The organism is Crossiella sp. CA-258035, assembly GCF_030064675.1.
GTDB lineage: Bacteria > Actinomycetota > Actinomycetes > Mycobacteriales > Pseudonocardiaceae > Crossiella.
On record NZ_CP116413.1, the window covers coordinates 6,930,107 to 6,944,368 of the forward strand.

The 14,262-nt window shown below is 71.0% G+C and carries 10 protein-coding genes; 4 read left to right on the forward strand and 6 right to left on the reverse strand.

From position 1 onward, the window contains the following. Position 1 precedes the first annotated feature (1 nt). The gene (locus tag N8J89_RS31175; RefSeq protein ID WP_283660568.1) at positions 2–1,903 is read right to left on the reverse strand and encodes a caspase family protein; all 1,902 of its coding nucleotides are present in this window, start codon (positions 1,901–1,903) and stop codon (positions 2–4) included. A gap of 93 nt (positions 1,904–1,996) precedes the next feature. Beyond that, a complete protein-coding gene (locus N8J89_RS31180; RefSeq protein ID WP_283660569.1) occupies positions 1,997–2,167 on the reverse strand; it encodes a hypothetical protein in 171 nt (56 codons plus the stop codon). A 297-nt stretch (positions 2,168–2,464) separates the two neighbouring features. Here N8J89_RS31180 and N8J89_RS31185 point away from each other — a divergent pair, with 297 nt between their 5' ends. Together N8J89_RS31185 and N8J89_RS31190 are read left to right on the forward strand one after the other, a co-directional pair. Then, positions 2,465–3,316 carry a hypothetical protein gene (locus N8J89_RS31185; protein WP_283660570.1) on the forward strand — a complete coding sequence of 284 codons (852 nt, stop codon included), beginning with the start codon at positions 2,465–2,467 and terminating at the stop codon, positions 3,314–3,316. Continuing rightward, on the forward strand, positions 3,291–4,979 hold the full coding sequence (locus tag N8J89_RS31190) for a hypothetical protein (protein ID WP_283660571.1): 1,689 nt from the start codon (positions 3,291–3,293) through the stop codon (positions 4,977–4,979). The genes N8J89_RS31185 and N8J89_RS31190 overlap by 26 nt, the downstream gene beginning before the upstream one ends. Before the next feature lie 50 nt (positions 4,980–5,029). On the opposite strand, the gene N8J89_RS31195 is transcribed toward N8J89_RS31190, so the two are convergent. Continuing rightward, the gene (locus N8J89_RS31195; protein ID WP_283660572.1) at positions 5,030–7,081 is read right to left on the reverse strand and encodes a hypothetical protein; all 2,052 of its coding nucleotides are present in this window, start codon (positions 7,079–7,081) and stop codon (positions 5,030–5,032) included. 805 nt (positions 7,082–7,886) lie between these two features. On the opposite strand from N8J89_RS31195, the gene N8J89_RS31200 reads away from it, so the two are divergent. Continuing rightward, the gene (locus N8J89_RS31200) at positions 7,887–8,273 is read left to right on the forward strand and encodes a hypothetical protein (protein WP_283660573.1); all 387 of its coding nucleotides are present in this window, start codon (positions 7,887–7,889) and stop codon (positions 8,271–8,273) included. Positions 8,274–8,280: 7 nt separating this feature from the next. Continuing rightward, positions 8,281–12,153 (forward strand): CHAT domain-containing protein, encoded by a 3,873-nt coding sequence (locus N8J89_RS31205; RefSeq protein ID WP_283660574.1) that lies wholly within the window; start codon positions 8,281–8,283, stop codon positions 12,151–12,153. A 67-nt stretch (positions 12,154–12,220) separates the two neighbouring features. On the opposite strand, the gene N8J89_RS31210 is transcribed toward N8J89_RS31205, so the two are convergent. Genes N8J89_RS31210 through N8J89_RS31220 form a run of 3 tightly spaced genes read right to left on the reverse strand, consistent with a single transcriptional unit; the run spans position 12,221 to position 14,260 of the window. Next, a complete protein-coding gene (locus N8J89_RS31210) occupies positions 12,221–12,958 on the reverse strand; it encodes a hypothetical protein (RefSeq protein ID WP_283660575.1) in 738 nt (245 codons plus the stop codon). After that, positions 12,955–13,794: a hypothetical protein gene (locus tag N8J89_RS31215; RefSeq protein ID WP_283660576.1), complete on the reverse strand. Its 840-nt coding sequence runs from the start codon at positions 13,792–13,794 to the stop codon at positions 12,955–12,957. The genes N8J89_RS31210 and N8J89_RS31215 overlap by 4 nt, the downstream gene beginning before the upstream one ends. Beyond that, the gene (locus tag N8J89_RS31220; protein WP_283660577.1) at positions 13,754–14,260 is read right to left on the reverse strand and encodes a hypothetical protein; all 507 of its coding nucleotides are present in this window, start codon (positions 14,258–14,260) and stop codon (positions 13,754–13,756) included. Before N8J89_RS31220 ends, N8J89_RS31215 begins: the two co-directional genes overlap by 41 nt. Positions 14,261–14,262 lie beyond the last annotated feature (2 nt).

Genomic DNA, 14,262 nt, shown 5'->3' on the forward strand with positions numbered 1-14,262 from the left:
GTCACGGGACCATGGTCATCACGGACGCGATCGAGGTCATCCAGTCGCATGCGCCCCGGAGCTCATCGGACGTAGTGCGTTGGGTGGCGGCCAGGCCGAGGCGGTCGACGATCCCGCCCAGGGCCGTGCCCCGCACCGCTGCCGGCTCCTTTTCCCCAAGGCGCGGCAGCCGGAAAGGGTCCGCGGAGAACCGCTCCTCCGATACGAGGAGCTTGAACCAGTCACGGACGCTCGCGCCCGGCTCCACCGGCCTGCCGGGGGGCAGCGAAAGCGTGATCGCCCGGCCACCCGCGGCGTACGCGCTGTACCTGGCGCGGACCCAGCCGCCCGGGAACAAGCCGGGGTGCACGCGGTACTGGTCGGTCAGGTCCAGCAACACACAGAACAGGTCGCAGTGGTGGGTGTTGCGCAGTCGCACCAGCACCTTGGGCGGTGCCGTGCCGCGGTACGAGGCGCGCAGCACACCGGATTTGTCGAGGGGCATCGGGCCACCGCGCTCGGACAGGACTTCCACCCGCACGGCGTGGGCCAAGGCGGAGTTCGGGTTGACCAACCCCTTCACCGCCCGCCACCGCGCGACGTGCTCCATGTCGGCGACGACTCGCGCGGCAGCGTCCGCCGTCCGGACATCGACTCGCGTGAAGAACGGGTCACCGTCCGCGGAGGTCACATCGACCACACCGGGGCCGCGCACGACCACTCGGATGTCCGCCACCTGCCCCGGGTCGACCGGTCGCACGTGCGGCGAGGGCCCGCCGCCCGGCGTGGCGACGCGCAATGCGGCAGCGATCCGCTCAGCCGCGGCGGGATCCTCCCCGGACGGGTCCAGCGCGACCGACGTGCCGGGCAACGGCACTCGCGTCGTCACGACGGGGTGCTGCTGTGCCCGGTCCGGTGTCCAGCCGACCGGCTCGACCTTGCTGTGGTCGCCGACGACGTCGACCGTCCGGAACAACCGCACCGGGTCGCTGCCCACCACGCCGAACTCCACCGGGTCGCCCGGCACGGGTTCGGGCATCCCATGGCAGGCGCCCGCGTCCACCTGCCACCAGCCGCGCACGTACCGCGCCCTCGTCCCGGTCGACGTCGACCGCACGGCACCGCCGAGGAACGGTTGGTCGGCCAAGGGGTCGATGACGGGTTGGAGGGTCGGGTGCTGATCCGACACCACGTTCTCCACGTCGCACGACACGGCGACCAGGAGCTCGCGGTAGCCGACGCCCGGCCCCAGCGCTGCGAGCTGGCCGAGCAGAGCGCGGCTGAAGACACCGCGGTGAAATCCGCGGAACGGCTTCTCGTACGCCTTCTCGCGGATGTCACACGCCGCGAGCAGCACGTGCGACGGCCGTCGGCCGACCACGTCCCTGGTCCCCGCGAAAAGTTCGGGCACAAGAGATTCCGGTCTCGGCGGGAGGAGACGTGCGGGCGTGCCCCGCGCGATCAGGGCGGTGTCACCCCGGGTCGAACCGTCGGAGTGACAGCAGTCCAGAACGGCCACCACGTGCGCGCCGGAGGTCGAGACGGCGTCCAGCAGCGCGCCAAGTTCACGGTCGAGCAGGTCTTCGCCGCCGTCGAGCCGGCTGTCGGCGCAAACGATCGTCTGCGTCCTGCCGTTGGGCGCGGTCGCCTCGAAACCGGCGGCCACCGGCGCTTCCGAGCCGTGGCCGCTGAACCAGAAGAGCGCGGTGTCCCCTCGGCGGGCTCGTCCGAGGTGCTCGCGCAGGCCGGTCACGACCGCCTGCCGAGTCGCGTCGGCGTCGAGCAGGACTCGGATCTTCGGCCGCTCGACGCGGGTCCTCAGGTACTCCTCGGCGTGGCCGACGTCGTGGTGCGTGCCGCGAAGCGGCCGGACGCGACCCGCGTAGTCGTTGACGCCCACCAACAGCGCGTGAACCGTGCCCATCCCGCCGCACCTCCCCGACCATTCCAACGAGTAGTCCTGACGGATGGCCGAGCGAGGGGCCCGGCACCCCGAAGGGCACCGGGCCCCGCCGCGTCAACGGTGGTCGCGGGACAGGTTCAGCACCGCCGCCGCGAGATCCGCGACCGTGAGAACCACCTTGAGCACCCAGTAGACGATCCCGGCGGGAGGGGCCTTCATCCGCCACTTCCGGGCACGTCGCTCCGGCCCCGACTCTTCCTGATCCGACTCTTCCCACTGCGACACGCGTCGCTCCTCTCCATCGTGGAACGGACAGCGGGGGACGCTCCCGGGCGTCCCCCGCCAGGTGCCGGCCTGATCAGCCGTTGCCGTCGTCGTCGTCTCCGTGACCGGACATGGGCCCCTCCTCCGCACGTTCCCGGACCACCGAGGGCCCGGTCGTTTTCCGCTGACGCCTGGTACGCCGAGGGCGGGGTGGGGCGCGCGGTTGTGCGCGAGGGGCCGACGGCCGGCCTGTGGAGCCGGGCCGTCCGCCATTGGGAACCGGGGGAACAAGTACCAATGACTGGAAAGGGGCCAGCGATGCTGACCGCGTGGGACGGATACGCCCGCGTCGACTACCTGCCGATCCCCGGTCGCGTCCAGGTGACGCTCACGACCGTGGAACCCACAGCGTTCCGGAGGCTGCGCACCGGCCTGGCGTGCGCGTTCGCCGACGACGACCCGGGTGGGCCACCGACGTATGTGGAGGTGGACATCGGTTTCGGGCTGACCGACGACGAACGGGTCCTGCTCGGCGAGTCGCTGTTGGCGGTGGTGGACCAGCTGCTCGGTGACGGTGGCGGTTCCACGACCACGCGTCTCGACCTCGGCCAGGTGGCCGCTCTGGCGCAGACCTGGGCGCCCTACCGCGAAGCCGTGCTCTCCGCCGAGCCGGGGAGGATCGCGGCCGGAACGTGGGTCGATGGGTTGTGGACGCGCTTGAGCGGTCTTGGTCTGCTCGCGGCACTGCGGGCCACCCCGTTGCAGGTCAACGTGTCCTACCGGGGCGAGCACCACACCGGCGATCCAGCGGATGTCCCGCCGGAGGAGGACGTCTTCACCTGGCATGACTCCGTGCTCCCGACCGACCTGGCCGCGCGGGCCGGTGTCGAGCCGGTCATCCGCTGGACCACCTACCGCGCCGAAGACGTGCTTGAAGGCGGAGCCGAGAGCACCGGCGTGGTGGTGCACGCCACGGCGCTGCCCGCTGCCGAGGCGCGGCTGGAAGTCGCGCTCGACGACGGTTCGGGCGAGTGGGTCACGCTCGGGCCCGAACCCGGCGTCCCACTGGCACTGGCCGCCGACCTGCCCCTCGCGCCCGACGCCGACGAGCCCGCTCTCCGGTTCCGCACCGACAGGAGGACCGATGGTCGACCGTCCGACACGGACTGAACCGGCACCGTTCGACGGTGACCTGCTGCGCTCGTCCGCCGTGCACGTGCTGGACCACCTGCCGCCACACCTGGTGGACCGGATGACCACCAAGTACGGCTCGGCCGACGCCGTGGTGGACGCGATGGTCGCGCTGGGCGAGCGGGTGTGGGGCACGCTGGACCGGCGGGGACGGCGGCTATCCGCCGACGCCTACCCGCTCTTCGCCGTCGCACTGCTGTCGGTGAACGGCAAGGTCGCGGGAGTCCAGCAGAACGCGACCAATGTGGTGAACGCCTTCGACCAGCTGATGTCCTTCGGTGACGTGCCGATCGAGGTCGCCGCCCAGAGCAGGACGCTGCGTGACAAGGACCTCGTCGCTCCGTTGCTGGACGCCGCCCGGGTGGTCTGCGCCGTGCGTGCGCTGAGACCGGACGACAACCCGGCGTTCATCGCGATGGTCACGACCGCGGTCGTCTCGACCTCCGACACCCTCTCGGACCCGGTGGCGGCGGTGATCTCGGTGCTCGACCGGGGTGCCCTGCTGGCCGGCCGCCACCGCGCCCGGCTCGCCGTCGAGCCGGGCCCGGACCCGAAGTTCCCGGTAATTGGCAACGTGGACCTGGTCGGCCAGGTGGCCGCGTACCGGGTCGCCGTCGCGGAGTTGTCGGGTATGTCGCCGGACGACGCGGACCAGGCCGTCGCTGGACACGCGATCGAGGTCGCGCAACGGCTCCGGCGAGCACTGCGCGAGCCCGTGGCCCCCAGCCGGGGTCGGACGGAAGTGGACGCAGTCACCGCGCTGGTGGAGTTCGCGCGGTTCCTCGCCGCCGACGGGCCCGAGCGCGGCTCGGTCGCGGGCAAGGTGTTCCGCCGCCTGCACCCGGAGTTCGACGCGATGGCGATGCGGCAGCCGCGGAACGAGTTCCCGGTGGACAGCGCCGACTCGACCTTCACCCGTGACCAGACCCAAGCGGTCGAGCCCGGTACGGCGATCGCCGACGCCGACCAACTGGCGTGGTGGATGCTCGTAGAGCTGTTCGCGGGCACGACGCCCGCGCAGCGCGCCGCGCTGACGGCCTGGCTGACCGGTCAACGCAAGATCGGCGACCAGGACGGGTTGCCGTTCCTCGTGGACCGGGTACGACGCGTCGAGGCACGGCTGCGCGAGGTCCGTGGTGAGCCGCCGCGCATCCACGAACACGCCGGCACAGCCGAGGCGTTCGCCACGGTCAGGTCCCGCGTCCGCGACGCGCTGGTGCTCGGTCTACGCGGCGGCGCGTTGGCCCTGACCGTCCTGCCCCCGCTGTGGGTGGACCGGCAGGCCGCGGTTCAGCTGGTGGCGAGCAAGCTGCGCGTAGAGCTGGGGCGCAAGCGGACCACGCGATCCAGGGCCGCGTTGGTGGCTGCGGTGGTGGTGCGGGCACCCGCACAACAAGTGCTCCGGGCGAGTGAGAAGAGCCGGCCGGACGCGTGCCCTTGCGGTGTGGTCGATCGGGCGCCGTTACCTCCCACAGACGTGTGCCCGCACCGCCCGTGGTCGGAGAGCGGACTCGTGGAGAACTACACAACCCTCACCTGGTTCGCCGAGTGCGACACCGAGTCCGCGACCCGGATGGACCTCAGCCGCTACCGGGGACCGTGGCAGGAGTGGGTGCACGAAGTGCGGGAACGGCCGCAGTGACCGCCCTGACGGCGCCGTGGGCGGACCATCGGAAGCGCCCCGCGGAACCGTCAGCCCACCAACGCCGCGACCCTCTTGCGGATGTCCTCGACCTCGTCGTGGCGCACGTAGTCCTCGGCGTTGCCCCGGGAACTGGTCTCCAGCCACTGCTCGGCCATGCCGAGCAGGCGCCGCAGCCGGGTGGTGTCCTCCTCGGTCAGGGGCTTCACACCGGTTTCCAGGGCGAGGAGCAGGGCGGGGGCCGCGCGCAGTGCGAAGAGGCCGCGTTGCTCGTCGGAAACCGGCTGGTACCGGCCAGCCTCGTGCTCGCGCAGCACCGGGTCGATCCACTCGTGGCCGAGGGCGGCCCAGGCTCGCGCCTCACCCGGCCGGTGCCGGGACCTGGCCAACTCCCCGAGCCGCGACGTGGAAGCGGTGGCGACGTAGCTGGTGAGTCCGAGAGGGCCGAAGACGCCGATGCGGCGATACAGCCGCCACCGGCTGGGGATGACGAACTCACGAAACAGGCGCACGGCTTCCCGCAGATCGTCGGCGTCGCGCTCGTGACTGCCAAGGAAGGCAGCGTAGTTGTGCAGGTGGTAACCGAGGCCGTGGGCTGCGGCGCTGCCGGGCGCCGACAGGTCGGCCTCCAGCGTATCGGCATAGGCCCGCCAGTAGCGGCGCACGAGGTCGTCCAGCTCCACCGGCGTCGGGAGTCCGGCGGCCCGGTCCGTCGCGTTGGTGGTGCGGACCGCGTTGAGCTCTATGCACGCCGCACCCAGCACGTCGGCGGTCGCCCCCCGGTCCAGGACGCCGCCCGCGAGCATCCCGAGGCAGCGGTCCACGCCCGCGACCAGGGAGCGGACCAGGCCCGCGATCGGGTTAGTGCGGTTGTGCCGCAGCACCATGACCCGCAGGACGTCCAGCCTGGTGCGGACCACTGCCGACGTCGGGTCGTTGACGTCGAGGCATCGCGCGGCGAGCCCGTCGATGTCGTCGAGCATGGCCAGGAAGTCCGCCTCGGTGAAGCCAGGCGAGCCGATGTCGGCCCGCACGTACCTCACGATGCCGAGCGCGGCGAGTACCAGCACCCGACGCCCCTGTTCCGACAACGCGGCAGCCCGTTCCGGGCTCGGCAGGAGCACGCGGGTCGCGGTGCTCGCATCGCCTCCGCCGTGCACGGACAACCAGTACTCGCACAGGCTGTCCACCAGCCCGGACGCGGGCAGCAGCGCTTCGGCGACGAACTGGTCCGGCTCGCGCTCGCTGACCCAGATGTATCCGCCGCCCTCGGCTTCGCTCGCGTCGAGGAGCAGGGTGATCAGGCGCTCCACCAGCTCGTCATGGCGGTCGCGCGCGGTCGAGCGGAAGCGGATGTCGGCGTCAGGCCGCAACAGGTCGTCGGCGGGTTCGGGGCCGAGGTCCGGGAGGTCGACGCACGAGACCGTGCGGTCGACGAAGAACAGCTCGCGGGGATGTGTGACCGGGTCAGGCTTCTCGACGTCCCTGGAGCCCATCTCGGAGCGCGCTGCGGCACGGTTGACCAAGCCGGCCGCCCTGCCGAACCGCGGGCTGTCGAGAGACTCACGCTGGATGCGCCGCGCCTTGACGGCCGCCACGACGAGCGCCGGCTGCGAGCGGAAGACCTCGATCGCGGCGGTGGACCACGCGGCGATCCGCAACGCCAGCGGGAGCGCGCCGCCGTCGTGCGCCCGGAGCAGCGGCAGCGCCTCCTCCATCCCCAGCGCCACGGGCTCCAGCAGGGTGTTGACCGCGGTCAGCAGGACGGCGGATTTCGTGTGGGGACCGAACCGGTTGGTCGTGGCGTTGATGATCTCGTTGGGCAGCGACTTGCCCGGGGCGGCGACGACGGCCCGGCCGTGCACCACCCAGTCCGCACCGGACGGCACCTCGGGCCGGTCGGACCGGGTGGGCGACAGCGCGCCTCGCGCGATCTCGGTGATGGTGATGCGGTTGAAGTCACTGAGCCACGTCATGGTCCCGAAAGGACTGATGGGCGACGTCACGCCGAACAGCGGCGCCACGTTGCGCGCCAGCCGCGCGGGCACCACCTCAGAACGCTTCTGGGTCGTCAACGGGACGACCGCGGGAAGCAGCGGCATGAACTCATTCCATCTCATCGCGGGGCCCCCTTCATACCGGCCGCGCCGCGAGCCGGAGTCAACGCGACTTTTCTCACAATCCGGCATCAACCACTCCCTCCACCGGCTTCCGCATATAAAACTATGTCTATGACGTATCTGAGTGATCCCTCTCGCCCATCCCGCCCGCCACCGCCGGGGCGTTCGGATCATCGGAGCCCTCCCTCCGGAGCCAAGCTGCCCCGGGACGTCGCGCAGGCGATCTGGTGGGAGCTGAAGGGCGCCCGTCAGGCGATCCACAGCCGGCACGGCGTCTCGTCCTGCGACACGGAGCTGTACGTCACCGGCCTGTGCCTCGGCACACCGTCGAAGACGGCCCCGCCGGTGAACGGCTACCGGCTCTCCGGCGCCTGCCCATGCCGTGATCTGGTGTCCGACGCCGTCGAACTCGCACTGCGCTATCTGACGGACCGCGCGTCCGACCTGCACAACCCGCCCGGCGCGGTGCGGCGGCACCTGCGATTCCGGCTCAGCGACCAAGCCCGCAAGGACCGAGCGGAGCGTGGGGCACTGGCGAAGCCGAAGACCGCCGCCGGCAACCGCTACGGCAAGGCCCTGCCCGACGACTTCCACCGCACCGTGCTGGTGATCCTCGCCGACGAGGCGGGGTGCGACGGCCCGCTGCGCGGCGAGTCCGGGCTGCTGCGTCGCCTGAGCGACCGGTGCGCGGCCAAGCTCGGCGGAGCGCCGGACGAGTACCGCCACCGGCTGGCCCGCCGCGATCCGGCTGGTCGAGCGGACCTGCCGGGGCGGGTCGCTGGTCGATGTGGGCGGGGACGGCAGGCGCGAACTGGTCAGCTGGTGGGAGGCCCACGTCGACCGCCCGCTCGGCAGGCGCGAGAACCCGACAGACCTGCGGATGGCCGCGAGCGCCGTGGACGCGCCGGCCGTCGAGATCCCGGACAACGACGTGGCGAACTCCCGGGACACGGACCAGGCAGTGCTGGACGCGCTGGTGATCGCAGTGGCGACCGCCGACCGGGGAAGCGAGGAGACCGCGTTGCGGGAGGCGATCGACGAACTGGCCCAAACCGGCTTCCTGCCTCCGGTCAGAGCTGAACTGCTGCTGAACGACCCCCGGCGGCACCTCGACGTCCTTGATCAAGTACAGGTCATGCTGACCCCGTCGGTCCGCAACGGCCGGAGAGGGTAAGGCATCCATGACCATCGACGGGCAACAGTCCGGCGGGCCGTCGACCGAAGAGGTCCTGGCCATGGCCGGACGTCTCGTGGAGCAACTCGCCACCGCGCCGGAAACGCTCGCGCCGGCCCTGGCCGGAGCAGTGGGCCTCATCCGCTTGTACGACATCGACCTGGAGGACGACGACTTCCGGGTCCAAATCGGCGACTCCCTCGACCTCCTGCGGCACGGCATCACGGGCGATCCGGACAACAGCAATCGCGGAGACTGGATGATGGCCGCTGCCATCGGGCACGCCGAGCTTGGGCAATGGGGCCAGGCGATCCGGCGGGGTGAGGAAGCCGCCGCCTGGTCGTACGAGGACGACGCCGCGGCCGACTTCACGCGCATCGAGCTGGCGAACCTGTACCTCGACCGAGCCGGTTATGTAATGTCCACCCAGGCCGACAACCCCCACCAGGCCTCGGACGAGCTGCATGACCTCCCTGCCTTGTTGGCAGGCCTCGCGGACGCCGCGGCGACGAGGTCGACCGAGACGGTGCTGCGGGTGAACCAGGCTCGAGCGGTCGCGCTCCGGTGGGAGGACGGCGGAGCGGACGGCGACCTCGATGCCGCCCTGAAGTTGTTGCAGGACAACATTTTCCTACTCCCCAGGAACGCGTCACATCATGAGGATCTGGCCCTGTTCGCCGGCGTATGCCACCAGCTCCTCGCGCGGGGGAAGGAGGTTCCCCGCGACGACGCCATCGCGGCGCTGGAGTCGGTCATCGCGGCCGAGCCCGAGCCGTCCCCCGACCACCACTGGCTGCTCGCCCAACTGCTCGACCACCGGCATCCCGGAGGCGACGTCGAGGTCGAAGCCGAGGTCCGCGACCGGATCATCGCGAGCCTGGCAGTCGCCGCGCCACACGGCGACGCGCTCACATGGGAGCAGTACGGCACCGCCCTGGCCGAGCGCGGCAACGACAACGACAACATGGACGACCACCGCGAGGCGATCGTGTGGCTGGCCCGCTACCTGGAGCAGCAGGACCCGGCCGAGCGGCACGCTTGGGTGCCGTGGGTCGACATCAGCGCCGCCCACTACGCCCTCATGCGGGCCGACGACGGTGTCGCGCACGCCGACGAGGTGGTCCACCGCGTCACCCGCGCGCTGACCATCGGCATCCCCGACGAAGACATCGCGCACACCCTCCGCCGGTTCCGCCTCGACGCCGTCTTCCTGGACGGCAACCGGCCCGACCTCGACCGCTTCATCGCGACCCACCCGGTCAAGGACTGGCTCCTGGAGGCCCAGCGCCTGGTGGAGGAGAAGGCAGCGGACGGTCCCCTCAGCGAGGAGGTGGCGCTCCTGGCCGCCATGACGGGGATAGGGTGGTATTACCTGGCCATCGGCGCCTGGCACCACGTCGTGACGCACCCGGCCGAGGTGCCGATCCTGTTGGACGGCATATCGCGAATGCTGCACGCCGCTGAGCAGATCGACGACATGCCCCCCAAGTGCCGCCGATTGCTGCATGTCCTGGTGGAACTGATGTCCAACCAGAGGAAACTCCTGGCAGGCGACGACGACGTGGACCTGACCGCGGCGAAGGCAGCCCTCGTTGATCCCGCCCTCGCCAACGAGCACAGCGACATCGTCCAACTGGTCGGCCTCATCAGCGTCACGCTGAGCAGTGGCTCGGCCTCGCTGAGCGCGTTCGAGTTGGGCGAGCGGGTGCTGGCGAACCGGTCCGGGGTGCTGACGCGCAGTGCCGAAGATGCCCGCGAATTAGAGGGAATCCGGCTGCTCTTCACGGCATTCCGGCTGTACCGCACCGACGTCCCCCTGGCCGAAGTGCGCGCAGCGGTAGCGCGGGCCGAGGAGGTGCTGTCCACGCTGCCGCGCACGCTTGTGATCGAGCCGCTCGCCTTGCTGTGCGGGACACTGCACCGCGCCTTCGAATCACTGGACTCACCACAGCACCCTGCTCCTCAGGTGTTGACCGGGTCCTGGATCGACCCTGTCATGGCGTCGATAAGCCTGGTTGAGGAGATCGCCGCTGCCTCCAATCGGGCGGACACCGGGGCGCTTCGCGCCATCCTGCACCGACTGGACGACGTATCGGAACCACCACCGGTGCTGGTGAGCGGCCTCAGCATGGTCGAGAACTTGCGCGCTTCGGCCCACCTGGCGCTGGCCCGCCTGGAGCCGTGGAACCGCGAGGTGATCGACAACGCTATCGAGTTGCACCGCGACTGCCACACCCAGCACCAACCGCAGGAGGAGCTGTTGGCGCCCTCCCGGATGACCCTGGCCCGCTTGTTGCGCCTCCGCGACGCGCCAGGGGACCGCGAGTGGAGCAGACGGCTGGGCCTGGAGCTGCTGTGGGTCGCCACGTGGAAGGTGCTCGTGCAGTCCAACGGCGACCACGCGCTGGAGATGGCACGCAACGCGTCGACCGCGGTAGATGAGTTGACGGCGTGGTGCCTGGACGATGATGCGATCGACGACCTCGTCCAGGTGGTGGACGCACGACGCGGGCTCGTGCTCAAAGCCGCCGGTACCGGGCGAACCGTGGCCGAACAGCTGCGCCGGATCGGACGCGACGATCTCGCCGAGCGGTGGACCGCCTCCGGTGGGCGCGACGAGCTCCTGTTGCCGGACTGGCAGGGGCCGGACGAAGACTGGGGTGCGTTGCGGCGCACCGTGCTGCGGGAACTGGCCTCGCGGCCGGACGAGCTGGTCGACCGCCCGTCGGTGGCGGAAGTCCAGAACGCACTGCGGCGGCACGGATCCGGTTGCCTGGTCTACCTGCTGCCGGCAAACCGGCACCACGATGGGCTGGCGCTCCTGGTGCCCGCGCACGGGCGTGCGCGGATCCGCATGCTGCCGGGCCTGCGTGTGGACACGGTGGTGGAGCGTTACCGGCTGGCCTACGAGGAGCGGGCCGAGAAGCGTGACGCGGACAGCGTCCGGCGTTGGTGCGCCGAACTGGGCGAACTGTGCTCCTGGGCGTGGGAGGTGGCTGGGCGCGAGCTGTCCCTGGTCGCCGGGCAGCACGGCGGCGTGGTCCTTGTGCCAGTGGGGTCGTCCGGCCTTGTGCCCTGGCACGCCGCGCGGCGAACCGTTGACGGCGCGGACCGCTACCTGGTGCAGGACGCGACGATCTCTTACGCCCCGTCGGCTCGGCTGTTCTGCGACGTGGTCGGCCGGGACGAGGTCGTGGATGGGCGGCCGGTGCTGGTGGGCAACCCCGCGCGGGACCTGCCGGTGGGTGCGGTCGAGGCGGTCGCGATCCGCGACGCGTTCTACCCCGGTGGTGCGTTCTACGGCGGGTTCAGCGGGCCTCCCCTGCCGTGGCGGCCCGCCGAGGACGGCCTCGGCACACCGGCCGAGGTGCTGCTCGCGATGGACGGACCGCTTCCGCTGCTGCACCTGGCGTGCCACGCCGTTGCGGACATGCGGCGCCCGTTGAACTCCGAGGTCCGCCTGGCCCGGGAACGGCTGTCCTCGCGACAGCTGCTGGGGGTGAGCCCGACGACGACCCTGCCGCTGGGCCTAGTGGTGCTGTCCGGCTGCACGACCAACGTGTCTGGTGTGGACTACGACGAGGCGCTGAGCCTGTCGGCCACCTTCCTCGCCATCGGCGCCCGTTCCGTGGTCGGCTCGCTGTGGCAGGTGCCTTCGGGGAGGACGACAGCGCAGCTGGTGTTCCTGTTTCACCACTACTTGCGCGCCGAGGGGATGTCCGCGGCCGAGGCGCTGCGCGCCGCGCAACTGTGGATGCTCGCCCCCGATCGCGAGTACCCGGCGACGATGCCCGAGCACATCCGCGGGATCCCGGCCACCTCTGGATTCGACCACCGGGACGTCGAGTGCTGGGCCGGGTTCACGCAGCTGGGTCAGTGAGATCCCGCGACACGCCGCGGTGCGGCGGTCGCGGGGTCCCTCACCTGGCGGGCACCCTGCCCCTCGCTCACCGGGCGAAGACCAGTGCGAGGGGTTCCGCTTGCGGGCCGCCGGGGTATCCCAGACGCAGCACCAGGCGGTAGTCATCCAGCGTCAACCAGACCGGCGTCGACGGCCACGACCGCAGGCTTTCCACGCCCTTGGCTCGATCCGGGTGGACACGGACCAGCGCGCGCCAGTAGAGCGCGCGGAGGCCTTCCGTGTAGGCGCAGTACTGGGCACCCCGCGCCTGCGCCTCCCGCAACGCGCTGACGACCACCGCCTCCAGCTTGGCGAGAGCCTCGAACTCCTCCTCCAACTGCGCCTTGACCGCGTCGACGGCGGCGCGCAACGGACCGATTTGCTTCCGCCGGTCGGCCTGATTGCGAGCGCGGATCGACTCCTCAGGCAGGTCCTCCTCGCCCGCGCCCCGCCGGGTCGCCTCGGCCTCGCCGAGGGGGACGTCCGCCACGGTCAAGGCGGCGGCCGACTCGGCCAACCTCATCTTGGCCGACGCGATCCGCCGGTACCGCACCTCGATGTCGGCCACCGTGTTCTGTGAGCCCGTCACGAACTCCTGCAGAACCCGGTCGACCACCTCGTTGCGCCGCTCGACCAGCGCCTGCTCGTGCGGCGTGTGCGACAACGGTTCGCCGTCACGCACTTCGGGGATACCGCGCTTGCCGTCACGCCTGCCGTGCCGGTCCTCGCGGAACCTGACCGCCCAGCCGAGTTTGAGCATGGTGAACTGGACCCTGTCGCTCACGGCGTCCTCCAAGTCGTCGGGCCGGGCGGGCTGGAGTCAGCCGGACCGGCGTCCTGGTGGCACACCAACGCCGTCGTCGCCCGCGGGTCGCCTTGCGCCTCGGCCATCAGGTGGCGGACCCGCTGCTTCAGGCTCGCGGCGAGACTGACCAGCTGGTCGACCGCGTACTGCAACCGCATCGGAACCGCCTCCAGCTCAGCCCGCTGGACCTCCATCGCCCCGTCGTGGCGGTCGAACCGCTTGGTCGCCGAACGCACCCACCAGCGCAGGCGCTGCGTCCGGCGTGCGCTCTGCCGACGCTGCCGCTGGAGGTCGTCGTGGCCGAACACGCCTACACCCGACGCCACCGCGCCGGTCAGCACCAGGAGGACGGTCAGCAGCAACGCCATGCTGACGTCCACCGGGGGCTCCTCCGTCGCGGTCTGCCCGCCGAGCGTCATGGTGGATCCGGTGGTCCCCGCCGAGGTGAACTGGTCGGTAGGGTGCAGGTAGCGGAATACGAACGATCCCGCCACTCCACCCAGCCACAACAGCCAAAATCCGACGGCGGCGAGCGCGTGGCGACGTCCCCGGTGTTCGACGGCACGCAGGGTGAACTCGGTGGCCAGCCAGGCCGTTGCCGTCAGCGTCACCGCGAAACCGGCCGCGATCACCCAGCTTTGCCACTCCGCGCTTGCGGTGTTCTCCGCCAGCATCGTCTTGAGCAGCGGGACGTCTACGCCCAGTAGGGCGATCAGCAGCACCCAGCCGAGGACGGCTGAGTACGGGCTGTCTCCGAGGTGGCGCAACGACGTCCTACCGGGTGTCTTGTAGGCCGCGGTCAACTCGTTGGTCACGTGGTGCCCCTCCCAATGCCGGTGCCTGCATCGACCGCGTCGTCCCGTTCGACCGGCTCTCGCAAACGCCCCGCCGTGCGGCGAGCATGCGGTCTAGCTCGTCCAGCTTGATGCTCTCGCCCGCCAACGCGGAGGCGAGGTCGCCCCGGCGCCGCTCGGCACGATCCCGCTTGCGCCGGTGGCGAAGCACGACCCGCAGCGCGTGGGTGTGCCAGCGACTCGCCTCTTCGGTGATGCGGCACTGGTCGACCCGTCGATCCGCCTCGATCATGGCGTCGAACATGTCGCCGGTGCCCAGGTCGACCGCGCCTGCCGCGATCGCCGAACGGACCGCGGCTTCGAGCCGCCCGCGGTACTCCGCACCGCCGATCTCCGGTGCGGACAGACCGAAGTCAATGATCCGCAGGATGCGGCACGACCACCACCGCGTCCGCTCTGGTCGGGGCCGTGCCCCGGACTTGACCACGA